Below are 24,969 nucleotides of genomic sequence, written 5' to 3'. Positions count from 1 at the left end.
CTTCTCGCATTCCTGTGCGCGTCACAGGAATGCGGTCGGTCTAGGTTAAAGGACTGAAGAGATTCTTCCGCATCGCAGACGCGACGCTGCTCAATCCCTGTGACAAGCACAGGCATGAGGGTGGAGAGTGGGCGGTGCCGGCGGCAATCAGACGACGATGTCGCCTTTTAGGGTAAGATCGGCCGGCCTCGCCTAGACGAGTGCCTTTGCCTTTCTCGCGAGCTTTGCCGGTTCGGGCCCGCCATAGGCCCAGTCCAGCAGCTCCACCGTATGGACGATCGGGATGGCTGTTCCAGACGCGATCTGGGTGATGCAGCCGATATTGCCTGTGGCGATCACATCCGGCTTGGTCGCCTCGATATTCCTGACCTTGCGGGCTTTCAGCTGGCCTGAAATCTCCGGCTGCAGAATATTGTAGGTGCCGGCAGACCCGCAGCAGAGATGGCCTTCGGCGGGATCGCGGACGGTAAAGCCCGCTGCCTTCAGAAGCTGCTTCGGGGCTGCGACGATCTTCTGGCCGTGCTGCATTGAACAGGCGGAATGATAGGTGACGGTGAGCTTTTTCGGCTCCAGCTTGGCAAGATCAAGCGTGAACAGGTATTCGGTGATGTCCTTTGCGAGCGCCGAGACTGTTGCTGCCTTCTCCGCATAGGCCGGGTCCAGCCGCAGCATGTGGCCGTAATCCTTGATCGTGGTGCCGCAGCCGGAGGTGGTGATGATGATCGCATCGAGACCGCCCTTCTCGATTTCGCGGGTCCAGACATCGACATTACCGCGGGCGAAATCCAGCGCCTGTTCCTCGCGCCCCATGTGATGCACAAGAGCGCCGCAGCAGCCTTCGCCTTGCGGGCTGACGACCTCGACGCCGAGGCGCGACAGCAGCCGGTGTGTCGCGGCATTGATGCCGGGATCGAGCACCGGCTGGGCGCAACCCGACAGGATCGCCACCCGCCCGGGGCGTTGCGCTTGGGGCATTTGCGATATCGCGGGGGCTGATCCGGCCGGTGGGGCGGCTCTCGGCGCAAGTTCCAGCATGGCTGCGAGGGGCCGTAGCGGCTTGATGCGCTTCAACAGCGGGCCGAAGGGCCGGCCGAGCCTTGCCAGCGACAATGCCGTCCTGAACCGTGCCGGATAGGGAAGAACCGCGGCCAGCAGGCTGCGGATCAGCCGGTCGGCAAGCGGCCGGCGGTAGGTGTTTTCGATATGGATGCGGGCGTGATCGACCAGATGCATGTAGTCGACGCCGGAGGGACAGGTGGTGACGCAGGAGAGGCAGGACAGACAGCGATCGATATGGGTGACGACCTGCTCATCGGCTGCCCGATCGTTTTCCAGCATGTCCTTGATGAGATAGATGCGGCCGCGCGGGCTGTCGAGCTCATCGCCCAGCGTCACATAGGTGGGACAGGTGGCGGTGCAAAAGCCGCAATGAACGCAGCGGCGCAGGATCTTTTCGGACTCCGCCACATGCGGGTCGAGCAGTTGTTCGGGGGTGAAGGAGGTCTGCATCAGTGCGCTTCTTCCCTGTCAACTTGGCCCCGCCTGCCGCAGGCGGCGCAGGACCTCGATACCGATGATGGTCTCATGATCACCACCCCATCTTGCCCGGTGAGAAGATCCCGGCCGGGTCGAGTTTCTGTTTGACCCGGGCCGAGAGTGCGGCCACCGCGTCCGGCACCGGCTCGAATGACGGGGTCGTGGACCTTGCGGTTTTCGAGGCGCGGATGAGGGTCGCGTGGCCTCCTCCGAGAGCGCGGATGTAGCCGCGCAGGAACTCCGCTTCGGGATCTGCCTCCATCTGCATCCAGACCAGTCCGCCCTGCCAGTCGTAATAGGCATCGACGCCCGCCTCCATGCGAAGAGCGGCGACAAGCTGGCAGCCGGCCATCGGCGCCATCGAGACGCGCCAGAGGGGCCGACCGGCACCGTTGGCATAGGGATGAACGTCGCGGATCTCGCGCCAGAGCGACAGGCTGTCTTCCATGCCGAGTCGGATGACGGGACCAAAGGCCTGCATCACGGCGACCAGCTTTTCGGCACGCACCGCGACGGATGCGGCGAGACCTTCGAGACGCAGGACGGTTGCTTCGTTCTCGGGCAAGGCGCCATCGATAAACCGGGCTCGCACGGTCTGGGGCAGATGGGCGGCACCGGACACCTCCACCGGCAGCGCCATGGCGGCCGCCATTGCCTTGGCGGCGGTCTCGTCATCGAGGCCGGAGATGACGATGGTTTCCACCGTCTGCGGCACCGGAAGGACGCGAAAGGTCACTTCCGTCAGAAATCCCAGCGTGCCGTGCGAACCGGCGAGAAGTTTGACCAGATCGAGGCCGGTAACGTTCTTCATCACCCGCCCGCCCGCGCGCAGCAGTTCGCCGCTGCCGTTGACGAACCGGATGCCGAGAAGACTGTCCCTAGCCGCCCCTGCCACGAAGCGACGCGGACCGGAGACATTGGCGGCAAACACGCCGCCGATCGTGGGCTCTCCTGACGTGCCCATGATGCCGCGGTGATCCATGGGCTCGAACGCCATCATCTGGCGGTTTGCGGCAAGGGCCGCTTCCACCTCGGCGACGGGTGTGCCGGCCTTAACGGTCATCACCATTTCGGCCGGATCGTAATCGACGATGCCGGTCAGGCCGCGTGATGACAGGGCCTCTGCGCCCTCGGTGGCATTGCCGAAGCCGGAGCGGGTGTTGCCGCCGCAGAGCGCGAACTTCCGGCCATCGGCCACGGCGCTGCGGATGACATAGGCGGCATCGGTTTCGGAATGGGGTATCAGCAAAGGACACCCACTTCAGGAATGGTGTTGGTGGGCATGAAATTCACCTGCGCCCCTCGAGCGGAAACACCTTGGACGGGTTCAGTATCCATTGCTCGTCGAAGGCTGAGCGGATTGCCATCTGCTGGTCGAGTTCGGGCTGGGTAAACTGATGCCGCATCAGGTCGCGCTTCTCGATACCGACGCCATGCTCGCCGGTGAGACAGCCTCCGGCATCGACGCAGAGCTTCAGGATCTCGTTGCCGGCTTCCTCCGCCTTCATGGCTTCTTCGGGATCGTTGGCATTGAACAGGATCAGCGGATGCATGTTGCCGTCACCTGCATGAAACACGTTCGCCACCCGCAGGCCGAAGCGTTCGACGATTTCGGCGGTCTTTTCCAGCACGTAGGAGAGTTTGCCGAGCGGCACCGTGCCATCCATGCAGATATAGTCGGCGATGCGGCCGGTGGCGCCGAAAGCCGATTTGCGGCCTTTCCAGATCAGCGCCGCCTCGGTGGCCGACTGGCATTCGCGCACGGTCTTGACCTGATGCCTTCGGGCGATCTCGACGATATCTTTGAGCGTCGCGTCCATCTCCGCTTCCGATCCCTCGACCTCGACAATCAGGAGCGCTGCGACATCGAGCGGATAGCCGGCCTTGGCGAACGCCTCGCAGATCTCGATCGCCGGTTTGTCCATGAACTCGATCGCCACCGGAATGATGCCGGAGCCGATGATATCGGCGACGCAGGCCCCTGCCTCTTCCGAGCTATCGAACCCGAACAGAACCGGGCGCGCGCCCTCCGGTTTGGCAATCAGCCGCACCGTCGCCTCGGTGACGATACCGAGCTGGCCTTCCGAGCCGCAGACGAGGCCGAGAAGATCGTAACCGGCGGCATCCAGATGCTTGCCGCCAAGCTCGATCACGGTGCCATCGACAAGCACCATCCGGACACCGAGCAGGTTGTTGGTGGTGACGCCGTATTTCAGGCAGTGGGCGCCGCCGGAATTCATGCCGATATTGCCGCCGATCGTGCAAGCGAGCTGCGAACTCGGGTCCGGCGCATAGAAAAACCCGTCGATGCCGACCGTCTCGGAAATGCTGAGATTGGTGACGCCGGCCTGCACGGTCGCGGTGCGATTGCTGTAGTCCACTTCCAGCACCCGCGACATCTTGGAAAGGCCGAGCACGACCGCATCCTCCTGCGGAATGGCCCCACCCGAAAGCGAGGTTCCCGCCCCCCTTGCAACGACCGGAATGGCGTGGCGATGGCAGTATTTCATCACAGCCGCAACCTGCGCCGTGGTGCGTGGAAGGACGACGGCAAGCGGGACGCGCCGATAGGAGATGAAGGCGTCGGTCTCGAACGGTGCGAGTTCGCGTTCTTCGTGGATGAGACAGTCCGCCGGTACGAGACGGCCAAGATCGGTCACGATGTTATCCCGCCGCGACAGGACGGACGCGCGTGGCGGCAGGAATGCGATTGCCTCGGCCATGGCCTCCTCCTCAGAACGCGTGGCTTTCTCTATCTCGTTACAGCGTATGCCATGACGGTGTTGCACATCAACTCGAATGCGGGTTGCCCACGCATAAACCACAGATCCGCTCTCGACATTATCAGCGTACAAAGCGCGGTCCGCGCAAAATAGACGTTGACGCAACAGTAGCCGGCTTCAGAATGGAGAATGCGCCATTAGAGATGATTCTCCTAAAATAATCCTCTTTTGCTCGTTAAGCCCGGCGCAAGCATTATATTAGCAACATACATTTTTTGGAGGCGTTTCGAAATTGGGCTTGATGGACCGACTGACCGGCAATCTTCGTTTGATGCTGCAGCGCCCTGCGCGACAGCAGTATGCCGCGTTGTGCTATCGCCTGACGAAGAAGCGGACGCAGCTGGAAGTTCTGGTCGCCACAAGCCGCGATACGGGGCGTTGGGTCATTCCCAAGGGATGGCCGATGAAGGACAAGAAGGCGCATCAGGTAGCCGAACGCGAGGCTTACGAGGAAGTGGGCGTCAAGGGTAAGGTCGAGAAGGACGCGCTTGGCTTTTTCCACTACCGCAAGACCCTCGACAGCGGCCTGAAAGTGCTGGTGCGCGTGCAGGTTCACGCACTGGAAGTTGCCGATTGCCTGAAGAATTTTCCGGAAAAAGGATCCCGGAAGCTGGAATGGGTCTCCTGCGAGGAAGCGGCCAACCGCGTCAACGAGCCGGAACTGAAAATTCTCTTCCTGCGGTTTGCCGAAAAAATGGATCCGCTTCGTTCAACGGTGCCGATCAAGGCCGCAGGCTGACAGTCCGCTCGACCAACCAAAATCGTATACTGGAATAAATGATGGGCCAAACGCGGCCGCGTCTGGCCAAGCCGACGCTCGACAAGGATCTCGAAAAGCTCTCCTCGGTGGAAGACGCCGCGCGCCAGACGTCGCGCGGGCTTGCAGCACCCGGTGCAGCGCTGCTGTTCATCGTGCTGGTGGCAATCTTTGCCGCTTCCTATGTGACCGGACATCCGGGTGCTGTGGTGGTGATCGCGGCCTCCGCGCTTGCGGCCTACATGGCGATGAATATCGGCGCCAACGACGTTACCAACAATATCGGCGCGGCGGTCGGCGCGCGCGCGATGACGATGGCGTTCGGCCTGGCGCTGGCGGCAGTGTTCGAAATCGCCGGCGCGGTGATTGCCGGCGGCAGCGTTGCCGGTACGATCGCCAACAACATCATGCGTGCCGGTGTGATCACCGATCCGAACGTGATGATCTGGGCGATGATGGCGGCACTGCTTTCCGCCGCGGTTCTGATCAATGTCGCGACATGGCTCGGCGCGCCGATCTCCACCACCCATTCGATCGTCGGAAGCGTGATGGGTGCAGGCATCGCGGCGGCCGGTTTTTCGGCCATCAACTGGGCGACCGTCGGCGGTATTACCGCAAGCTGGGTCCTGTCGCCGCTCCTTGGCGCCACGATTGCTGCCGGCCTGCTGTTCCTGATCAAGGAAACGATCATCTACCGCGAGGACAAGATCGCTTCTGCCCGGACATGGGTGCCGATCCTGATCGGCCTGATGGCGGGCGCTTTTGCGGGCTACCTCTCGCTTGTCGGTCTTGGGCAGTTGATAACGGTGTCAAAACTGACAGCGACCGCCATCACGCTGATCACGGGTCTTGCCGTCTGGCGGCTGGTCATCCCTGTCATCGCCAGACAGTCGCGCGGACTGGAGAACCGCAACCAGTCGCTGCGCAAGCTGTTTCGCATTCCACTTGTGTTTGCCGCGGCGCTGATGTCGTTCGCGCATGGGGCGAATGACGTGTCGAACGCGATTGGTCCGCTGGCAGCGATCGTCGCGGCAGCGCAACGCGGCGGCGTGTCCGCACCTGTCGGCATACCGCTGTGGGAGCTGGTGATCGGCGGGCTTGGTATCTCGCTCGGACTTTTGCTGTACGGACCGAAACTGGTGCGGCTGGTGGGTGCCGAAATCACCAAGCTCAATCCGATGCGCGCCTATTGCGTCTCGTCTTCGACGGCGCTGACGGTGATCGTCGCGTCCTGGGTCGGTCTGCCGGTATCTTCCACGCATATTGCTGTTGGCGCCGTGTTCGGCGTCGGGTTTTTCCGCGAATGGTACACGCGCCATTCACGCCGCCGTTACGAGTATATGCGGGTCAGGGCCGGCAAAGATCCGGATGTCGGTCAGGAGCACGAACACGACGAGAACGAGGTGAAACGCCGTTTTCTGGTGCGCCGCTCGCATTTCCTGTCGATCATCGGCGCCTGGATGATTACGCTGCCGGCATCGGCTGCGCTTGCAGCGCTGGTCGCGACGGTTATCTTCGCGCTGTTCGTCTGAGTTTCGAAAGTTTTCCCATGCGTGCCAATTTCCGGATACAGCGCCTGTTCATCGACGCCCCTCTTGCCAAGGCAGAGCACCAGGAGGTGGGAGCGGAGCATTTCAACTATCTCGCCAATGTGCTGCGCCTGACTGAGGGTGCCGAGATCCTGGCGTTCAATGGGCGCGACGGCGAATGGCTGGCGAAACTCATCTTTCCGAGCCGCAAGAAGATCGCGCTTGAACCGATCGAGCAGGTGCGCCCGCAGCCGCTAGCACCGGACCTGCATTACCTGTTTGCGCCGCTGAAGGTGGGACGGCTGGACTATCTGGTGCAGAAGGCGGTCGAAATGGGCGCCGACACGCTTCAACCCGTCATGACGCAGCACGTGCAGGGCAAGATTACGAGCATGGAACGGCTGCAGGCGAACGTGATCGAAGCCGCCGAACAGTGCGGCATATTGTCAGTCCCGCAGGTCCTTTCGCCGAAGAAACTCGGCGATGTCCTCGACCACTGGCCGTCCGACCGGCGCATCATTTTCTGCGACGAGGGCGATGAGGGACAGAACCCGCTGACGATCCTCGCAAAGATCGAGGAGACCAAGCTGGCGCTGCTGGTTGGCCCGGAAGGCGGGTTTTCCGAAGAAGAACGGGCACGTCTGCGTTCGCTGCCATTTGTCAGTGCCATTCCGCTCGGACCGCGTATCCTGAGGGCCGATACCGCAGCGGTTGCAGCACTTGCCGTGGTCCAGGCTTCGATCGGCGACTGGCGTTGAACATGCTCCCAACCGGCGCGACAGATTTGACACACAGCTGCCTGTTTTTCTAAACCAGCGTTGAAAGAAATTCACTTGCACCGCACATCATTCCGGTCCAATCAGCCGGACGTTCGCTCTCTAAATACGGCACTCCGAACAAGGTAGTTTTCATGGCCCGCGACACCACCGACCAGACCCCGCTTTCTTCGGTGGCCGAGCTTTCCAGCTACATGGCCGAGGGACCGCGTCCGAAGGAAAAATTCCGGATCGGAACCGAGCACGAAAAGTTCGTCTTCTTCAAAGCCGACCATTCGCCCGTGCCCTATGCGGGCGAGGCCAGCATTTCCGCGCTGCTGAATGGCATGCAGGAACGGCTTGGCTGGGAGCCGATCACCGATGGCGGCAACATCATCGGGCTTGGCGAACAATCTGGCATGGGCGCGATCTCGATCGAGCCCGGCGGCCAGTTCGAGCTTTCGGGGGCGCCCCTTGAAACACTGCATGAAGTGGCGGCCGAGGCCGAGCAGCATATCGCGCTCGTCAAGGAAATTGCCGAGCCGATGGGCATCGGCTTTCTCGGCATCGGCGGCAGCCCCAAATGGACGCGCGAAGAAACGCCGCGCATGCCTAAATCCCGTTACGACATCATGACCCGCTTCATGCCGAAGGTCGGTACCAAGGGTCTGGACATGATGTACCGCACCTGCACGATCCAGGTGAACCTCGACTTCTCGTCGGAGGAAGACATGGCCGCGAAGATGCGGGTGTCGATGAAGCTGCAGTCGATCGCCACCGCGCTGTTTGCGGCATCACCGTTTACCGAGGGAAAGCCGAACGGACTATCCTCCTGGCGCGGCGACATCTGGCGCGACACCGACAACAGCCGCTCCGGCGTGCTGCCCTTCGTGTTCAACTCCGATTTCGGCTATGCCGATTATGCAGAGTGGGCGCTCGACGTGCCGATGTATTTCATCGTGCGCAACGGCAAGTATCACGACTGTACCAACATCACCTTCCGGCAGTTCATGGATGGCGTGCTGAAGGGTACGGTCGACGACTGGCAGCCGACGATGGGCGACTGGATCAACCATCTTTCCACGCTGTTCCCGGACGTGCGGCTGAAGAAGTTCCTGGAAATGCGCGGTGCCGACGGCGGTCCGCTCGATCGCATCTCGGCGCTTCCCGCCTTCTGGGTGGGTCTGCTCTATGACGAGACGGCGCTTGCGGATGCGCAGGAGCTGACGAAGGACTGGACGTTCGAAGACGTCGTCCAGATGCGCGACACCGTTCCATCAAAGGGGCTTTCTGCAGAGATCCGTGGCGTGTCGGTTCTCGATATTGCCCGCGAGAGCGTGCTGATCTCCAAGGCCGGCCTCAAGGCCCGCGCGCGCAAGAATGCCGAGGGCGACGACGAGACGATTTTCCTTCGTCCGCTGGAAGAAATTCTGGTGAAGAAGGCAACGCTTGCCGACGAAATGCTGGCGCTGTTCAACGGGCGCTGGGAAGGCTCGGTCGAGCCGGCGTTCAAGGACTACGCTTACTGAAACCCGCATCCGAGTGGCCCGATAATCCGCTTTGAGGCTCTGCCTTTCCGGCTATAATGGGGCAATCACCCGTGCCGGAAGGGATGCCCATGCTGCCATTGTTCGACATGATGATGAAGGCCGGAGGGGGCCAGGGCGGCGGCGCATCCATGGAGGCCTTCGCCAAGCAGTTCGGTCTTGCCCAAGAGCAGGTTTCGGAGGCGATGGCGGCGCTGATGCCCGCCTTTTCCTCCGGCTTCAAGCGCAAGTCTGCAAACCCTTACGACCTTTCTGACCTGATGAGCACCGTGTTTTCCGGCGCCTATGGCAAATATTTCGAGGACATGGGCAAGGCTTTTACACCGCAGGGTAAGGCGGACGGCAATGCCGTGCTGGAGAAGCTGTTCGGCTCCAAGGAAGTTTCCCGCGCGATCGCCGCGCAGGTGGAGAAGTTTACCGGCATCGGCCAGGACATCATCGAGAAGATGATGCCTGGCATGGCCAATACGCTGATGGGCGGCTTCTTCAAACAGTTTACAGGGCAGATGGGGGCGCCTTTCGCGACCCAGTTTCCGGCCGGCGGCGATACGTTCGGCCCGGCGCTGGAGACGATGCAGAAGCAGTGGATGACCGCGATGGGTTTTGACAAGGCGGCACCGAATCCGGACGCGACGAGCAATCCCTTGGACAATCCCTTTGCGCAGGCGATGCGGGCGATGTGGGGCCTGGAAAAGCCAGAGCAGCCGCAGCCTTCCGCCACCGCTCCGGGCGCTGCCCAAACCTATGCGGATCTCGTCAACCGGATGTTCGACAGCGGCGTCGAGGCGAATAAAGGCTACCAGAAGAGCCTGGAGACGATGTTCGACGGTTACTTCGGCACTGGAAAAGCGGCCAAGCCCTGAACGAAAAAGTCACTTGAACGAAAAAGCCCGGCGCGGATAAACCGGCCGGGCAAAGGCAGGGCTATTGGCAATCGCCCTGCGGGGAAACTTGAGGCTCGCTAGAGCCGCTTGAAGCGGTTGCGCGCATGCTCGCGGGCGGCACGCGTCAGAAGCCGCGACGGGTCATCCAGAACGCCCGAACGATCGAGCGCCTTCACCACATCGTGGCGGGTAATGCCGATATCTTCGAGCTGGTAATCGTCGAGGTCGTGAAGGGAATTGGCCTCGAAGCGATTTCGAAGAGCGCGCCATACGGATTTCGTTCGAAGCATGATCTGCGCTGCAAAGCTGGTCTTCGCTGCTGCACGGTAAAGCTTCAGTTCGGTTCCGTAGTTGGTCGTGCTCATCGGATCATCCTTTCGTAAGGCACGGAGAGGCTCACCCCTTCCACAACGGCTTTGCGGAAAGGTTGCCCTTTGTGAAGGCATCCGGGAGGAGGCCTTCGCTGGTTCTGATTTTGCATCGTGTTTATGCGGGAAAATCTATTGATCAGTCCAACGAATGTTTCTAATGATATGCATCAATCGCTCTTATGAATGACGTTCATCTGGAGGCCTGCATGTCCGCACCGCTCGACATCGATCAGCTACACACGTTCATCGCCATCATCGACACCGGCAGTTTCACCAAGGCGGCCGATCGGGTGTTCAAGACCCAGTCGGCGGTGTCCATGCAGATGCGCCGGCTGGAAGAACGGATCGGCAAGCAGCTGTTTGCCAAGGACGGGCGCGGCAACCGGGTGACGGCCGAGGGCGAAAAGCTGATGAATTACGCAAGGCGCATCATCAGACTCAATAACGAGGCGATCGCCGCCTTCGACGACAACCGCCTGGAAGGTTCGATCCGGATCGGTACGCCGGACGACTACGCCGACCGCTACATGCCCGAAATCATCGGACGGTTTGCGAAGACGCATCCCAATGTGGAGCTCTACATCGTCTGTGAACCCTCGGTCAGCCTTGCCGAGAAGATGGCGCGCGGAGAGCTGGATATCGCGCTCGTCACACACAACCCGCGTCAGCGGATCTCCGACGTGGTTCGCACCGAGCCTTTGTGCTGGGTGGGTTCGGCCAACCACACGCTGAAGGACGACGCGCCGGTGCCGCTTGCGGTCGGTCGGCGTGACTGCCTCTGGCGCCAGCTTTCCTGTTCGGCGCTGGATGCGTCAGGCCGCGAATATCAGGTCCTGTTTACGAGCTGGTCGTCGACCGTCGTTGCGGCGGCCGTGCTTGCCGGCATGGCTGTCTCCGTCCTGCCGGAATCGGCGCTGCGGCCCGGCATGAAGGTTCTGACGGCTGCCGACGGTTTTCCGCCGCTGCCACCCGTGCAGATCGGCCTGATGAAGCGGCCGGGGGTCTCACCGTCGCTGATGAACGCCATCACCGACCATATCACCGCCTGCCTCGACAATATCTCGCCGGCCGTGGTGCCTGACGATCTCGATGCCGACACCAAGGCGTTTCCGCGCATGGTGCGTTCGCGCGGTTCGGTGATGCCCGGCTGGTAATGCAGACAAGAACGCCGCCTGCCCTCAGTTGAGGGCAAGCCACACGGCCTGCCAGACCCAGAGCGCGCCCAGCGTGAAGAAGCCGAGCATAAACAGCGGCCGGCGATAGCGCAGGCGATTGCTGGTCACATGCACATAGGCATGGGCATAGCGGGAGGCGACGAAGAGCCAGGAGAGCGCCACCGTGCCCCAGTTGTCTGCGGTCGATGCATAAAGCACCAGGCAGACGACGTGAAACAGCACCGGCAGTTCGAACTGGTTCTTGATGTTGTTGTGGACCAGCAGGCTTTCCGCCGGTTCCTGCAGGTTCTCGCGAAACTGCGCTACCTCGACGCGGCCGGACCTGACGGCGGCAACGCGTTTCTTCGACAGCATCCAGTAGAGACAGAAGACGAGCGCGACATGCGCGATCATCGGCCAGAGCGTTGCATTGGTGGAAAGCATTGATCCTCCTGTCGTCATAAGAATGCATAGACGAAGCAAAGGCCGCCGACAACGGGCCGACGGCCCTCCTTACACAGACTTGGACTACCGCGGCGTCAGGGTTTCGGTGCCGGATCCGTCCTGGCCGGAAATCGTCCAGGCACCTTCCAGCACGCCATCATCGCGCACCTCATAGACGACGAGGCCAACTTCGCCATCCAGCACGTAGCCTGCGGCAAAAGCGTTCTCATAGAGCATGCAGATGCCGTTCGACGTGGCCTTCTTGCCCGAACCCGTCTTCCAGACGATGGCACAGGTCGTCTCGCTGGTCAGCTTGATGGTGGCGGTGCCGTCATAGGCGGATCCGTCGAGATTGGTGCCCTCAACCGTGTACGCGCCGGCCTTGACGGTCTGCGCCTGGGCAGGCGCAATGAAAGCGGCGCCCAGAAGCACCGCAGCAAGAACTGTTCTCTTCACGAAAGTCTCCCCTTAAGTCGATCTCTATCGACGACGAGAAGATATCAAAATTTGTGCTGGCGGATACTGGGGGCACGAAATAAAAAGGGCCGGGCTACTATGCCCGGCCCTGTTGTTTTGGACGTCGCTACGTTCAGGCGCCGGAGCCCGGATAGTTCGGGCTTTCGCGGGTGATCGTCACGTCATGCGGATGGCTTTCGCGCAGGCCAGCACCGGAGATGCGAACGAAGGTCGCCTTCTCCTGGAAGTCCTTGATGTCCTTGCCGCCGACATAGCCCATGGCAGCTTTCAGGCCGCCTGCGAGCTGATGGATGACGCCGGAAACCGGACCCTTGTAGGGTACCTGGCCTTCGATGCCTTCCGGCACCAGCTTCAGCGTGTCGCGGACTTCCGCCTGGAAGTAACGGTCGGCGGAACCGCGGGCCATGGCACCGACGGAACCCATGCCGCGATAGGCTTTGAACGAGCGGCCCTGGTAGAGATAGACTTCGCCCGGGCTTTCATCGGTGCCGGCGAGCAGCGAGCCGATCATCACGGCCGACGCGCCGGATGCGATCGCCTTGGCGACGTCGCCGGAGAACTTGATGCCGCCATCGGCAATGACCGGAATGTCCTGCGCCTGTGCTGCTTCGACCGCCGACATGATGGCGGCAAGCTGGGGAACGCCGACGCCGGCGACGATACGGGTGGTGCAGATCGAGCCCGGGCCGATACCGACCTTGACGGCGTCTGCGCCCGCATCGATCAGCGCCTTGGTGCCGCTTGCGGTGGCAACGTTGCCGGCCATGACGCGGACATGGTTGGACAGCTTCTTGACGCGGGTAACGGCTTCGAGAACGCGGGCCGAATGGCCATGCGCGGTATCGACGACCAGAAGATCGACGCCGGCTTCGATCAGCCGCTCGGCACGCTCGAAACCATCGTCACCGACGCCGATCGCGGCAGCGGCGCGCAGGCGGCCCTGCATGTCCTTGGAGGCATGGGGGTTGAGCTGCGACTTTTCGATGTCCTTGACGGTGATGAGACCGACGCAGCGGCCTTCGCCATCGATGACCAGCAGCTTTTCGATGCGGTTGGTATGCAGCAGGCGCTTGGCCTCCTGCTGATCGACGTTTTCCTTGACGGTGATGAGGCCCTGATGGGTCATCAGCTCGTGGATCTTCTGGGCCGGATCCGAGGCAAAGCGCACGTCGCGGTTGGTCAGGATGCCGACCAGACGGCCAGACGCTTCGACGACCGGGATGCCGGAAATGTGGAAGGTCTTCATCAGGGCCAGCGCATCGGCAAGCGTCGCATCGGGGCCGATCGTGACCGGGTTGACGACCATGCCGCTTTCGAACTTCTTCACCTGGCGAACCTGTTCGGCCTGCTCGACCGGCGTCAGGTTCTTGTGGATGACGCCAAGACCGCCGGCCTGCGCCATCGCAATGGCGAGACGGCTTTCGGTGACGGTGTCCATGGCCGACGAGATGATCGGAATGTTCAGCTCGAAATCAGTGGCAATGCGCGTGGCGACGCTGGTCTGGCCCGGCAGGACTTCGGAATGCCCGGGCTGCAGCAGCACGTCATCGAATGTGAGGGCGTCGAGACCGGTCGGCGTTTCTATAATGCGAGCCATTGCCAATTCCTTCGATCTTAAAAATGCGGGACCGCTCAGGACCGTGAATACGTCCCGACGTTCCGGCAACAATTGCTTGGAAGTTGGCGAGGGCTGGTAACACGATAATGACAGGAAGGGAACATTTAAAACCCGGAGGCAGTCCCTCCGGGTTTGCATAGCTGTGAATTTACCGCGTCAATATTCGTCAGATATCGAACTGGTAGCTCTTGGGGACGAAGCGGTAGCCGGTTTCCTGCTTTTCGGCGTAGCCGACGGCGGGGAACGGCATGTGGTAGCCAAGGAAGGCGACCTTGTCGGTGGCGATCATGTCGAACACGCGCTTGCGGGTTGCGGCCGCCTTTGCCTTGTCCATGTCGAACTTGACCTCCCAGTCCGGGCGCTGCAGCGACAGGACGAAGTGGTTGGCGGTATCGGCCGTGAGGATCAGGCGCTTGCCCTGCGATTCCACGTTGAAGATCATCATGCCGGGCGTGTGGCCGGGTGCGAGCATGCCGGTGATGCCGGGTGCGACGTCGTCGCCTTCGCCGATAAAGGTCATCTTGTCCGCCAGAGGCTTCACATTGGCGAGCACGGACTTCTGATTGCCTTCAGCGGGCGTTCCGGCGCGGGCGCCGTCGACCCAGAAATCATATTCCGTCTGACCGGTGATATAGGTCGCCTTGGGGAAAGCCGGCTTGCCGTCTTCCATCAGGCCGCCGATATGGTCGCCGTGGAGATGGGTCAGGACCACTTTCGTGACATCGCCCGGCATATAGCCGGCAGACGCCATGCCTTCGACCAGACGGCCGGCACCCATGGCATGACCCGACTGGCCGAATCCCGTATCGAACAGGATGACGTCGCTGCCGGTATCAATGAGCGTCGGGGAAAAGCCGTTGACGAACTGATCGGTCGGCAGAAAGTTGTCTGCGAGAAGCGCGCTGACGGTCTCGGCCGACTGGTTGGTTCCAAACGTCTCGTTCGGAGTGCCGGAAGCGCGGGAGCCATCCTTCACCACGAGAACATCGAAGCTACCGAGCTTGAATTTGTGAATGTCGGGAGGGGTTACGCGATCGATTGCCAATTTCTTCTCCTGTGCCAGCGCTTTGCTGCTCATCAGCGCCTGGCCACTCCATATAGCCGGCGCCGCGAGGACGGCCAGTCCGGCACTTCCCAGCAGCGTGCGGCGTTCCATGCCCTTTGGTTCGTCCTTGAACGTCATGATCTCATCCCTCCGTTTGAAAGCTTTCGGGGGTGCACCGAAAATGCCCAAGCCCCGCACACGAATAGATAACAGGCGACAGGCAAAGGGAAACAAGCCTCACGCAGACGTGACATCGTCTCCCGGAAATTGACATCGTGCAATTGGCTTCATGCCGGAACAGGTCTAGAGCGGGGACGTTGAAGTGCGTCGCGTATCGCAGGCCCTCCCCATGAACCGCATCATTCCGCTTATTCTGGCCGTCGCTCTGTTCATGGAGCAGATGGATTCGACCGTCATCGCCACCGCACTTCCCACCATCGCCGCCGATCTCGGGGTCAGCCCGATCACGCTGAAACTGGCGCTGACATCCTACATGGTGGCTCTTGCCATGTTCATTCCGCTGAGCGGCTGGATGTCCGACAAATTCGGGGCAAAGAAGATCTTTCGCCTGGCAATCTGCGTCTTCATTGTGGGCTCGATCCTCTGCACAATCTCCGAGTCACTGCTGCAGTTCGTGATGTCGCGCTTTCTGCAGGGCATGGGCGGTGCAATGATGACGCCGGTCGGCCGTCTCGTGCTGCTGCGGACGACGAAGCGAAGCGAACTTGTTTCCGCCATGGCGCTTCTGACGATTCCGGCGCTGGTCGGGCCTTTGACCGGGCCGCCGATCGGCGGTTTCATCACCACCTATTTTTCCTGGCACTGGATCTTCATCATCAACGTGCCGATCGGCATCGCCGGCGTGATCCTGACCGGCATCTACCTGCCGCACGTGCCGCCGGTGGAGACGCCTCGAATGGACTGGTTTGGCTTTCTGCTGACCTCGGTCGCGGCCTCCGGTGTCGTCTTCGGCCTGTCGGTGATCGGCCTGCCGGCGCTGCCGCCGGTCGTCGGCATCACGGCCACGTTTGCCGGCTTTGCCGCCTGCATTCTCTATTATTTCCATGCCAAGCGGCACCCGTTTCCGGTGCTAAACCTCACGATCTTCAACGACCGGGCTTTCCGTGCCTCCACCACCGGCGGCACGATGTTTCGCATCGCGACCGGGGCGATCCCCTTCCTGATGCCGCTGATGCTGCAGCTGGGTTTCGGCCTCAATCCGTTTCAGTCCGGCCTCATCACCTTCGCCGGTGCGATCGGTGCGCTGACGGTCAAGTTCCTTGCAAGGCGGGTGTTTGCGATGACAGGCTTTCGAACCGCGCTGATCTTTGCCGGCATCCTTGGCGCAGCATCGACGGCGGTCAACGGGTTCTTCACGCCGGACACACCCCATATCGTGATCATCGGCGCGCTGCTCGCGGCAGGGCTATTCCGCTCGCTGTTCTTCACAGGAGCCAATGCTCTCGGCTATTCGGAGATTTCGGACCAGCAGGCAAGCCAGGCGACATCCATGGCCTCGTTCCTGCAGCAGGTAAGCCTTGCGCTTGGCGTCGCGTTTGCCGCCTTCATTCTGGAGATGTCGTCGACGTTTTCCGGCAGCCAGCTGGCGCTCGCGGATTTCCATCTCGCGTTCTTTATCGTCGCCGCTGTTTCGGTATTTGCGGTGATCCCAATCCTCAAGCTCGACCCGATGACCGGCGCCGACGTATCGGGACACCGGCGCGGAGTGCGCGTCGGACAGGTAGAGCCGACACCGGGAGCCGGCGAGTAAACTCAGTCCCGGCCGAAGCCCTCGTCGCCCGCCTGTTCCCGCGGATCATCCTGTGCTTCGTCTGCTGCATCATCGCCGGGATGGTCGCCGGCCGCTTCGTTGGCGAGCCTGTGGGCCTGACCTTTGAAGTGTTTTGCAAGCAGGAACATTTCCACCGATTCCTGGCGCGACGAGCCGGGCTTGATGTGGATGACCTGCTTGAAATTCTTCTTCAGCATGTCGAGAAGGTCCTTCTCGGTGCCGCCCTGGAAGGTCTTCGCCAGGAAATGTCCGCCCTCGCCCAGAACCGAGACGGCAAAATGCGCGGCGACTTCACACAGATGCATGGTGCGCAGGTGGTCGGTGCGGTGGTGACCGGTGGTCGGTGCCGCCATATCGGACAGGACGACATCCGGCGTGCCGCCGATCGCTTCCATCAGCTGGCGCGGCGCGTCGTCATCGAGGAAGTCGAGCTGCAGGATCTTGACGCCGGCAAGCGGCGCCATTTCAAGAAAATCGATCGCCGCGACGCGCATATCGTCATCGCTGGATTCGGTGACCTTGGCGGCGATCTGCGACCAGCTGCCGGGGGCTGCACCCAGATCGATGATGCGGCGCGCGCCCTTGAGCAACTGGTGCTTCTCGTCGATCTCCAGAAGCTTGAACGCCGCACGGGCGCGATAACCCTCGAGTTTGGCGCGCTGGACATAGGGATCGTTGATATGGCGCTCCAGCCAGCGGCGTGAAGACGCCTTCAGCTTGCCCTTCTTGACCTTCTGGCCAAGCTTGCGACCGGTGCGGTTGCCGCCAACGGATGGTTTCGTCATTGCTTGCGTCCCGTTTCCTGCGTCTGCCCGTGGCCCGAATTGTGTGTCTGATTGTGGCCCTGGCCTGAACCACTGCCTGAACCGCTGCCTGCCCCCTGGCCGAACCTTCGTCCCCTGCCGCGGCGCCAGACACCGTCATCAGCCATCATATCCGTCAAAAGACCTTCGCGCAGCCCGCGATCGGCAACCCGCATGCGCTGGCTCGGCCAGCGGCGGCGGATCGCTTCGAGGATGGCGCAGCCGGCAAGAACCAGATCGGCCCTGTCAGGACCGATGCAGGCATTGGCGGCGCGGCCGGCGAAATCCCATGACAGGAGCTTTGCCTGCATGGCGGAAACCTCGGAATCCGACAGCCAGAGACCATCGACCTTGCGGCGATCGTAGCGTGGCAGATCGAGATGGACGCCGGCAAGCGTGGTGACCGTGCCGGATGTGCCGATCAGATGAAAGTCCTCGGCACCCTGCTGGTGCGGGGAACCGATCGGCGGGCAATCGAACTTCGACAGCATGCCCTCGACCTCATCGACCATGCCGGCAAAGACGGCCGGCGTGACATCACGGCCGCCATGGCGTTCCGACAGCGTCACGACGCCGACCGGCAGCGAGGTCCAGTGGGTAATGTGGTTGGCGAGCCGCGACGAGCGGCTGTCGCCGATGCGGATGACCGCGATTTCAGACGAACCGCCGCCGATATCAAACAGCACGACGGAGCGGGCCTCGCGACCGACCAGCGACGAGCAGCCGGACACGGCAAGCCGCGCCTCGGTTTCGCGATCGATGATTTCGAGCTCGAGCCCGGTTTCCTCAGTGACCCGCGCCAGAAATGCCTCGCCGTTTTCGGCAGCGCGGCAGGCTTCGGTGGCAATCAGCCGCATGCGGCGGATCGGCCGGTGCGCAAGTTTCGACGCGCACACGCGCAAGGCATCGACGGCGCGATCCATCGCTTCCGTCGACAGGCGACCGCTTGCAGCCAGCCCCTCGCCCAGACGGACAATGCGCGAAAACGCGTCGATGACCCGGAACTGGCCCGGCCGCGTCGGCTGGGCGATCAGGAGACGGCAATTGTTGGTGCCGAGATCAAGGGCTGCATAGAGTTCGTCGCGGAAGCCTGCGAACTTGTCGGCGCCGGGAGAACCATGGCTTTCATGCCCGAGCGCCGCATAACCGGCATGGCCTGCGGCCGAAACCGTCTTGGCGGTGACCAGCGGTCCCTGCTTGGCCTGCGTCAGCGGCCGACCCTGCGGGCCCCGACCGGCACGCTTCTTCTTGCGGCTCTGATTGCGATCCTGCTGCGGGCCCTGCTGGCGCGGCTGCTTTCCGACCGGCTTCGCGTCACCGCGCAAGCCTTCGCCCGCCGACGCATCAGCACCAATCGGTCGATCGCCACTCTCCGCAGATGGATTCGGCGCATGTGCGGAGTTCTCCGTGACCGCGGAGCGCGAACGGGAGCGACGGCGCTTGCGCTTGCGCGGATGCGGTGAGCCCGGCTCTGGCCGCCCGCCGTCGGACGTGCCGCCATCCGGTTTCATGCCGTGCGGGCGTCCGGGCTGGCCGGCCTTTTCAGCCGGGTTTGCGTGCGCCATCGACGCCGCGTCACGGTCTTTGCCGTTTCGCTTCGCCTTGCGGCGCCGGGAGTTCTTGACATCCCTGCGCAGTTCCGCCGACGCCCCGCCTTCCGGCGGCTTTCCGCCGCTATCGGGGTTCATCACTTTATAAGTCCATCTCGCCGCGCAACACTTTGAAGCATGCAGCTGGCGTCTGATCGTTTCGTTGACCTGAAGATAACAGCCTCAGGCGCATTCGCCAACGGCTTTTTAGGGCGCGGCAAGCAGGACCAAAAATGATGTCGATTTTTTTCACAAAGGGTATTTGCAAGCGCCAAGTGTTTGGTTATAAGCGCCGCACACCGATGAGCCACAAGGCTTTTCCTGCTGGGGAATAGTTCAACGGTAGAACGACGGACTCTGACTCCGTTAATCTTGGTTCGAATCCAGGTTCCCCAGCCAATTCTTCGTTTCCGTTATTATTCAATCACTTAACAGGACGACCCTAGAGGCAACCGGAACAGTTTTCCGCATCATGTTCCCGGATCATTGCTGAGATCGACTGTGGCAAAACAACATGGGTCGTCTTTATGGCTCCCGTGAGCTTTTGCGGATTCTGTCTGGAACCACCCTCACCATCATCTCCGACTGTGATTACCTGACAGCAACGCGCATTGATCCGTTTCGATGCCTCTCCGCGACCAACACCGATCGCATCGCTCCCTCACACATCTCTCGTCTCCGGACGAAGGTTCGCAACGTAGGCCCTCTCCCAGGCTCGAAATGTCGCACTACCTTACATTCGGACTCCTGGAAGTCGTTAGTGGCGAGTATGTCGGCGCGCGCTTGCTCTTTCCCAAGGCGATCCATTCCGCAACAGCACTAGGCGGGCAGAACCCATTTAACGTGTGGAAATCGCTACGAAGTTGCTCCCCAAGGCCTTCAGCCAGGCGCTCAGTGTGCCACCGGGGCTCAAATAGAGGGATGAAGGTGGCCCGGCATACTGCTCAAAAACTGCAGTGTGCCAACGGTCCATTAATGCTTCCAGAGTAAGCACACCCGACATTTTGAAAGGAATCTATTTCGATGAGTAAGAAGTGGACCGCAAACATCACTCTCACAGGAGCGGTCGTTCTCCTCGCAGTGCTTGGCCAGATGGAGATAGCGATTGGGCTAGCACTCCTTGATGTTGCGGTATTGGCCTATGTTTTGATTTATCAGAAAGGCAAGTGAGTGCGCTTTCTTTGGTCAGGATATGGCTCAGGTTCAAGTGCTGGAACCGGGGAGTCAAAACAATACAGGACTTTGCGCGGTAACGCCGCGGTGGGAGCGCCCAAGGTTCGCCGCGACGGTGTTGTGTCAGGCGACAAAGAACTGCCAAGTATCACTATCAACGGCTCTACTCGAAAGCGTTCCAAGGACGCCGATAACAATGACATGTCACTCATTGTATTTGGAATGTCTAAGGGTGAAGCATGGATGGTCGCAGCAAGATTCATTGAATATGCGCGATTGGTAGATCGGGGCCCCAGCGCCCATCAGCAAGAGGGAGCCGACGCTCTGCTAAAGGTAATGGAGGATGTGATGTATTTTGCCTCCAAGGAAGCGGTTGGCGAACTACTATCCGGCGTAGCGGCATCGTGGGAGAAGTGTGCGGCTTCGCAGGAAAGCATCGCCGATACATGGAGGGCGAGAGGCGCGACCGGGGAGGCGTGGGCCGAGGAGGGTGCCTGGCATCGAAGCTGTGCATCCACAATACGCAATCTCGTCACAATATTTCAGAACCGCCGATTTGGCGAGCGGCCGACGAAGGGGCCGAAAGCGGTTGGTTAAAGAAAGGCTTGCTCGCTGTAGACCGGCGAGCTTCTTTTATATGCGCTGAGTTATCTTGTTTTGCCATCCCCGGCAGCTCCAACTAGATAAAAAAGCGCCAGTCCTTTTATGAATCAAGGACTTGGCCTGGAACAGAGATTGGGACGGTAGCGATCTCAAAGGATCGGCCGCCTAAGTTTTTCGAGTTGAAAACTCCGCTGACGCTCGAATAGTGGCCCTAAGCTATACCCCCTCTCACCTCACTACCCGAAGCCGTTCGCTTATCGCCTTAAACTTAAGCACAAACGCTCCTATCCGTTGGACATGCAATTGGACTTGAGATGTCCAACGCACTTGGACATTGTCCGTCCAACGAAAGGAGACGGACATGCGAAAAAGTTGGGCCGAATATAAGCGAGAGGCACGGAAACGGGAACGAGTAAGGCAATTGGCGCTGGAGCGAGCGCTGAATGCTTCGGTGTTTAAGGAGGCGTTTTCCGAATATTGCCGGGAGAACAAACGCACTGGATTCGGAGCCCACTTCCTTATTCTCGGCAGCAAATGGTGGGACTTTGGCCAGGACGATGGGATCGAACCGCTGGATCCATCTGAGATCGATGAAGACGACCAAGCCGCAGCCTTCAATTCCCTTGGCAAAGCCGAGCTGGTCCTCAGCCTGCTGGAGGACGTGGTCGCAACGCTGGCGCACGACATCTCCGATTTCAAGCGGAGCGAGATCGAGGCTCGGATCGAGGAGGTCAAAAAGTCCGGTCTTACCGGTCCGAACTCAAAGGCCGCATTGGATGAATTGGAGCTTCTGAAAAAGATGCGTCACAACCTCAACAAGCGCGTCAGACGGACCCTCCCTTCGACCAGGGCGGCGGGCTAGGTCCCCGTCTCAACCACGTGAGCGACACGCCAGAACCGCATTGGTTGCGGTTTTGCGGTGGCCAGTTATCAAAGGAGCTATTCGATGACCTATTATTCCCGGCTCAATGGCGTTGAGTTGACAGAACTCAATCTCACTGCGTCGCCCGCCGCCCCCACCGAAGAACAGCTGCCTCCGTCGGCCGACAATGTCGTAGCGGTGCCGAAGGCAAAGCGTAAGTCTGCTGAGGTTTACGCCTTCGACTATTCCGGGGTTTCAGACGAGGTTGCAAAAGAGGCGGAAGCGACCGCCAAGCGTATCCGGAATCGCCTTAAGGTGCACACCCTTGAGACTGGCAAGGAACTCCTCAATGTCAAGAAGGAGCTAGGTCACGGCAAGTTCGGCAAGTGGCTGGAGTTCCATTTTGGGTGGAAGGAGCGGACCGCACAGAACTACATGACCTTAGCCACCGCCTTCGGCGCCACGCCCCAGGTTATAGATGCTTTGCCTCAATCAACGGTGTATAAGCTTGCGGCAAAGAGCACGCCGGATGAGCTCAGGCAGTCGGTGATTGATGAGGTCAAGCGGGGCGAGAAACCCGACCACAAGCGGATCGAGAAAGAGATCGCCGCGACCAAGGCCGAAGCTCGCCGGAAGCGTAACTATGACGAAGTCGCGCCGCCCAATAATGCTTTGATCCTTTACGAAGCCTCTAAGCCTGAGGATATGCAAGCTCAAGCTCCAGACGCTCAAGCATTGATGGTCGAGGAGATGGCGAACGAGGACCATAATGTGGAAGCAGATGCTCATCTGCTTGTCGATGCCCGGCATGAGCAACGCGCTAAAAGCATTGCCGAGCACTTGAAGAAGCGCCTAGGCATCCACTTCAACGTTATACGCGACGCGATCCTGAACACCGAGTTCGCAGCGTTGAGGGCGGCTCTCTCCGAAACGTGAGTAACCGAGCCCCAGCGCATACCGTTACCCGCTGATGGTTGGTCCGCGAGTAACGTCCTAGCCAAGCCGACCCTTGCATCTTGTAGCGCGATGCCGGGTCGGGGAACGGCAGCGATCCTAGGGATTGGCCGTATGCATCCGCGGAAGAGACTGCGACAAACGCCGGCAATCCGAGCTCCCATTTAGAGTTGCTCACACGCCCCAAGATCTGACTACTTCTAAAAGGGGTCGTATAGTCTTGGTCACACCCATAACATCATCGAGTATAGCACATGGTCACCTACCGCATGTCTAAACAGGCAGTCGCATACATTCGCGTATCGACCAATCAGCAGGGAGAAGTAGGCATCGGGCTTGAAGCTCAACGTGCATCTATCCGCACTTATGCTGATGCCTCTGGCGTCGAGATCGTCGAGTGGTTCCAGGATGTAGCAAGCGGTCGAGGTGACGAAAACCTCGCGCGCCGGGAGGGCCTGAACAAGGCATTGGAATTCGCACAAAAGAACAACGTCGATCTCCTCGTAGACAGTCTCGATCGGCTGTCTCGGCATACCAAGACCGTGGAACACATATTGCGCGAACGGAAGGTTGCGATCGTATCCGTCTCCGACGAGCGCACCAGCGACCCTTTGGTGCTTGCCAGCCGCGCTGCACGGGCCGAGTATGAAGGCAATCAGATCTCTGAGCGGACCAGGCTCGTCCTCGACAGGAAAAAGGCTGAGGGCGTTAAACTCGGGAACAGGACCAATCTTCCGGAGGCTCAGAAGCTCGGGGCAGAGTCAAACAAGCGCCGGGCTGAGGAGAAGGTCAACGAGATTGCCTCGACCATCCTGCAGCATAGCTGGCAGGATCTCTCCGTGCCGGCCTTGGTGAATGCACTGAACGGGCTAGGCTTAAAGACCAGCCGTGGCAAGCCTTGGAGTGCAGCGGCGCTCCGTAAGCCCCACAGGGCAGCTCTGGAGGTCCTGCGGACGTCGACGACGACGGATTACCGGCGCGACCCTAACTTCGGCAGGTTCTGAGCCAATTGGCCAGTTACAGAGGCAGCTTCGCCCTTTCTCTTCCGGGATGCCTCTGGACTTCTGTCCATGAAGTCGGACGTGGCGTTCACCACTCATACGACCGCCACCTCCCGACGGAGCGACTCGCTGGCGCTCGGCAGGTCCATGCCCAGGAAGTTCAACGTTGAACAGAGCCGACGCGGCGTATGAGCTTCTATACGCCAGCCAACACCATCTGGCATATGGATCCTGCACATGGGTGATGCCCACCGAGCGCAATGCGCCGGCCTCCGAGGAGTTTTAGGAGAAATCAGCTGTCGCTATCAGTTGAAACGACGTCGGCGATCTCTCCGGCGTCAACACGCGAACGGCAATTTCGGATCTTCTCACCGCGGCCTGGCTGGAGAAGCCGCAGTCGATCGCCATGGCTGCCGGGCAGCTACATCGGTTGTCAATGAAATTGAAGTCGACGACATGGTTGTCAAATACAATCCCTCCGCCCCTTATACCTCATTGGAGAAATGGTTGATCCTTATCGCTACTACACCCCCTGTAGGTCCAGAGGATGCGCAATACCGGCCGGTGCGCTGGGAAGGCGAGGTCAGTCGCGATCTTCTGCGGTTGAGCACAGGAACCGCTGAGGGGAGATCTCAAGTCAACGGTAGCTGCACCAGGTCCAATCGGTCACTACCATCCCACCTCAGGTAAGGCCCTAGTTAAGCGCAGTTCAGGGCAACTTCAGCTGCCTTCGAGCTTCGCCCCAGCTACCGGGATCGGTAGGGATATGTTCGCCAGCCTGGTCGCGAGGTGACTTCCGCATTGATTTGCCCATTTCTGCTTGGACAAGGATCGTAAAATTTTTACGGGCAGCCCAAATATGCGCTCGTAGTTTCTCCCGATCGATAGGTTTCTCGGCTGCTAAATAGCGCGCTGCGTAACAAGCTTTCAGGACCTGATCCAAAATCTTGACCCGAGTTCCTTCGTCTTCTCTACCACTCTTTCTGTCGACTACATTAGGAAAGAACAGCCTACCCTTATCGACTAGAGCGCTCGCTTTGTAACTCAGGATTTCGCACTCTTTCGGCGAGTAGACAGTGCCCGAAGAGATCGGGAAGCACGCGGTCTCAATTTCTGCCAATGATTCAATAACCTGGTGCGCCCATGTCGTTAGTTCCGCGTCGCGTTGTCGTCGGCCGGACAGCCAAGAAAGAAAAAACTGCGCTCCTGTGATCAGAATCGTTAGGATAGCAATGAACACCCCGATCGACTGCTCAGATACAGATTCCACGCTTGCCACTTCCTCGGAAAAT

At 60.4% G+C, this 24,969-nt stretch carries 22 protein-coding genes and 1 tRNA gene; 12 read left to right on the top strand and 11 right to left on the bottom strand.

What is annotated here, in order from left to right; all coding sequences use genetic code 11:
* Nucleotides 1-192: 192 nt before the first annotated feature.
* The 3 genes from glcF to BLW69_RS08235 form a co-directional block, all read right to left on the bottom strand.
* On the bottom strand, nucleotides 193-1,509 hold the full coding sequence (glcF, locus tag BLW69_RS08245; RefSeq protein ID WP_062579280.1) for a glycolate oxidase subunit GlcF: 1,317 nt from the start codon (nucleotides 1,507-1,509) through the stop codon (nucleotides 193-195).
* A 79-nt stretch (nucleotides 1,510-1,588) separates the two neighbouring features.
* Nucleotides 1,589-2,785: an FAD-binding protein gene (locus BLW69_RS08240; RefSeq protein ID WP_092661336.1), complete on the bottom strand. Its 1,197-nt coding sequence runs from the start codon at nucleotides 2,783-2,785 to the stop codon at nucleotides 1,589-1,591.
* Nucleotides 2,786-2,825: 40 nt separating this feature from the next.
* Nucleotides 2,826-4,259, bottom strand: coding sequence for an FAD-linked oxidase C-terminal domain-containing protein (locus BLW69_RS08235; protein ID WP_092661334.1), 1,434 nt, complete (start codon nucleotides 4,257-4,259; stop codon nucleotides 2,826-2,828).
* A gap of 292 nt (nucleotides 4,260-4,551) precedes the next feature.
* Here BLW69_RS08235 and BLW69_RS08230 point away from each other — a divergent pair, with 292 nt between their 5' ends.
* From BLW69_RS08230 to BLW69_RS08210, 5 genes are all read left to right on the top strand, one after another.
* On the top strand, nucleotides 4,552-5,058 hold the full coding sequence (locus BLW69_RS08230) for an NUDIX hydrolase (protein ID WP_174195683.1): 507 nt from the start codon (nucleotides 4,552-4,554) through the stop codon (nucleotides 5,056-5,058).
* A 41-nt stretch (nucleotides 5,059-5,099) separates the two neighbouring features.
* Nucleotides 5,100-6,608, top strand: a complete 1,509-nt coding sequence (locus BLW69_RS08225; RefSeq protein WP_092661332.1) for an inorganic phosphate transporter — start codon at nucleotides 5,100-5,102, stop codon at nucleotides 6,606-6,608.
* A 17-nt stretch (nucleotides 6,609-6,625) separates the two neighbouring features.
* The gene (locus tag BLW69_RS08220; RefSeq protein ID WP_092661330.1) at nucleotides 6,626-7,363 is read left to right on the top strand and encodes a 16S rRNA (uracil(1498)-N(3))-methyltransferase; all 738 of its coding nucleotides are present in this window, start codon (nucleotides 6,626-6,628) and stop codon (nucleotides 7,361-7,363) included.
* 152 nt (nucleotides 7,364-7,515) lie between these two features.
* Complete coding sequence (locus BLW69_RS08215; protein WP_092661328.1) at nucleotides 7,516-8,889, top strand: glutamate--cysteine ligase; 1,374 nt, start codon at nucleotides 7,516-7,518, stop codon at nucleotides 8,887-8,889.
* Nucleotides 8,890-8,978: 89 nt separating this feature from the next.
* The gene (locus BLW69_RS08210; protein ID WP_062453738.1) at nucleotides 8,979-9,770 is read left to right on the top strand and encodes a DUF937 domain-containing protein; all 792 of its coding nucleotides are present in this window, start codon (nucleotides 8,979-8,981) and stop codon (nucleotides 9,768-9,770) included.
* 98 nt (nucleotides 9,771-9,868) lie between these two features.
* Here the strand turns inward: BLW69_RS08210 and BLW69_RS08205 are convergent, their stop codons facing one another.
* Nucleotides 9,869-10,156, bottom strand: coding sequence for a YjiS-like domain-containing protein (locus BLW69_RS08205; protein ID WP_092661326.1), 288 nt, complete (start codon nucleotides 10,154-10,156; stop codon nucleotides 9,869-9,871).
* A gap of 212 nt (nucleotides 10,157-10,368) precedes the next feature.
* Between BLW69_RS08205 and BLW69_RS08200 the strand changes: the two genes are divergently transcribed.
* Nucleotides 10,369-11,316 carry a LysR substrate-binding domain-containing protein gene (locus BLW69_RS08200; RefSeq protein ID WP_062580164.1) on the top strand — a complete coding sequence of 316 codons (948 nt, stop codon included), beginning with the start codon at nucleotides 10,369-10,371 and terminating at the stop codon, nucleotides 11,314-11,316.
* A gap of 24 nt (nucleotides 11,317-11,340) precedes the next feature.
* Here the strand turns inward: BLW69_RS08200 and BLW69_RS08195 are convergent, their stop codons facing one another.
* From BLW69_RS08195 to BLW69_RS08180, 4 genes are all read right to left on the bottom strand, one after another.
* Entirely contained in the window at nucleotides 11,341-11,760 is a 420-nt protein-coding gene (locus BLW69_RS08195) for an MAPEG family protein (protein WP_062453740.1), read from the bottom strand.
* 84 nt (nucleotides 11,761-11,844) lie between these two features.
* On the bottom strand, nucleotides 11,845-12,216 hold the full coding sequence (locus BLW69_RS08190) for a hypothetical protein (protein WP_062453741.1): 372 nt from the start codon (nucleotides 12,214-12,216) through the stop codon (nucleotides 11,845-11,847).
* A 133-nt stretch (nucleotides 12,217-12,349) separates the two neighbouring features.
* Nucleotides 12,350-13,834 carry an IMP dehydrogenase gene (gene guaB, locus BLW69_RS08185; protein ID WP_062453742.1) on the bottom strand — a complete coding sequence of 495 codons (1,485 nt, stop codon included), beginning with the start codon at nucleotides 13,832-13,834 and terminating at the stop codon, nucleotides 12,350-12,352.
* A 187-nt stretch (nucleotides 13,835-14,021) separates the two neighbouring features.
* Nucleotides 14,022-15,011: an MBL fold metallo-hydrolase gene (locus BLW69_RS08180; RefSeq protein WP_062580161.1), complete on the bottom strand. Its 990-nt coding sequence runs from the start codon at nucleotides 15,009-15,011 to the stop codon at nucleotides 14,022-14,024.
* A gap of 238 nt (nucleotides 15,012-15,249) precedes the next feature.
* Here BLW69_RS08180 and BLW69_RS08175 point away from each other — a divergent pair, with 238 nt between their 5' ends.
* On the top strand, nucleotides 15,250-16,671 hold the full coding sequence (locus tag BLW69_RS08175) for an MFS transporter (RefSeq protein ID WP_092661324.1): 1,422 nt from the start codon (nucleotides 15,250-15,252) through the stop codon (nucleotides 16,669-16,671).
* Nucleotides 16,672-16,673: 2 nt separating this feature from the next.
* Here the strand turns inward: BLW69_RS08175 and BLW69_RS08170 are convergent, their stop codons facing one another.
* Together BLW69_RS08170 and BLW69_RS08165 are read right to left on the bottom strand one after the other, a co-directional pair.
* Nucleotides 16,674-17,477 carry an RlmE family RNA methyltransferase gene (locus tag BLW69_RS08170; protein ID WP_062579257.1) on the bottom strand — a complete coding sequence of 268 codons (804 nt, stop codon included), beginning with the start codon at nucleotides 17,475-17,477 and terminating at the stop codon, nucleotides 16,674-16,676.
* Nucleotides 17,474-19,186, bottom strand: coding sequence for a Ppx/GppA phosphatase family protein (locus BLW69_RS08165; protein WP_092661322.1), 1,713 nt, complete (start codon nucleotides 19,184-19,186; stop codon nucleotides 17,474-17,476). The genes BLW69_RS08170 and BLW69_RS08165 overlap by 4 nt, the downstream gene beginning before the upstream one ends.
* A gap of 223 nt (nucleotides 19,187-19,409) precedes the next feature.
* Between BLW69_RS08165 and BLW69_RS08160 the strand changes: the two genes are divergently transcribed.
* The 5 genes from BLW69_RS08160 to BLW69_RS08140 all read left to right on the top strand — a co-directional run bounded on the left by BLW69_RS08160 (nucleotide 19,410) and on the right by BLW69_RS08140 (nucleotide 23,680).
* Nucleotides 19,410-19,483: transfer RNA gene (locus BLW69_RS08160), tRNA-Gln, on the top strand.
* Between the two features lie 624 nt (nucleotides 19,484-20,107).
* Nucleotides 20,108-20,254 (top strand): hypothetical protein, encoded by a 147-nt coding sequence (locus BLW69_RS22730; RefSeq protein ID WP_174195674.1) that lies wholly within the window; start codon nucleotides 20,108-20,110, stop codon nucleotides 20,252-20,254.
* Between the two features lie 967 nt (nucleotides 20,255-21,221).
* Entirely contained in the window at nucleotides 21,222-21,722 is a 501-nt protein-coding gene (locus BLW69_RS08150; protein WP_139283824.1) for a hypothetical protein, read from the top strand.
* Between the two features lie 84 nt (nucleotides 21,723-21,806).
* Nucleotides 21,807-22,658: a DUF3102 domain-containing protein gene (locus BLW69_RS08145; protein WP_092661316.1), complete on the top strand. Its 852-nt coding sequence runs from the start codon at nucleotides 21,807-21,809 to the stop codon at nucleotides 22,656-22,658.
* 272 nt (nucleotides 22,659-22,930) lie between these two features.
* Complete coding sequence (locus BLW69_RS08140) at nucleotides 22,931-23,680, top strand: recombinase family protein (protein ID WP_092661315.1); 750 nt, start codon at nucleotides 22,931-22,933, stop codon at nucleotides 23,678-23,680.
* A 706-nt stretch (nucleotides 23,681-24,386) separates the two neighbouring features.
* On the opposite strand, the gene BLW69_RS08130 is transcribed toward BLW69_RS08140, so the two are convergent.
* Nucleotides 24,387-24,947: a hypothetical protein gene (locus BLW69_RS08130; RefSeq protein ID WP_092661313.1), complete on the bottom strand. Its 561-nt coding sequence runs from the start codon at nucleotides 24,945-24,947 to the stop codon at nucleotides 24,387-24,389.
* Between the last annotated feature and the right edge of the window lie 22 nt (nucleotides 24,948-24,969).

Origin of the sequence: Rhizobium sp. NFR12, assembly GCF_900108545.1 — a bacterium.
Lineage (GTDB): Bacteria > Pseudomonadota > Alphaproteobacteria > Rhizobiales > Rhizobiaceae > Neorhizobium > Neorhizobium soli.
The sequence above is the reverse complement of the archived record's forward strand: the minus strand, read 5'-3'. Positions and strand labels throughout refer to the sequence as shown.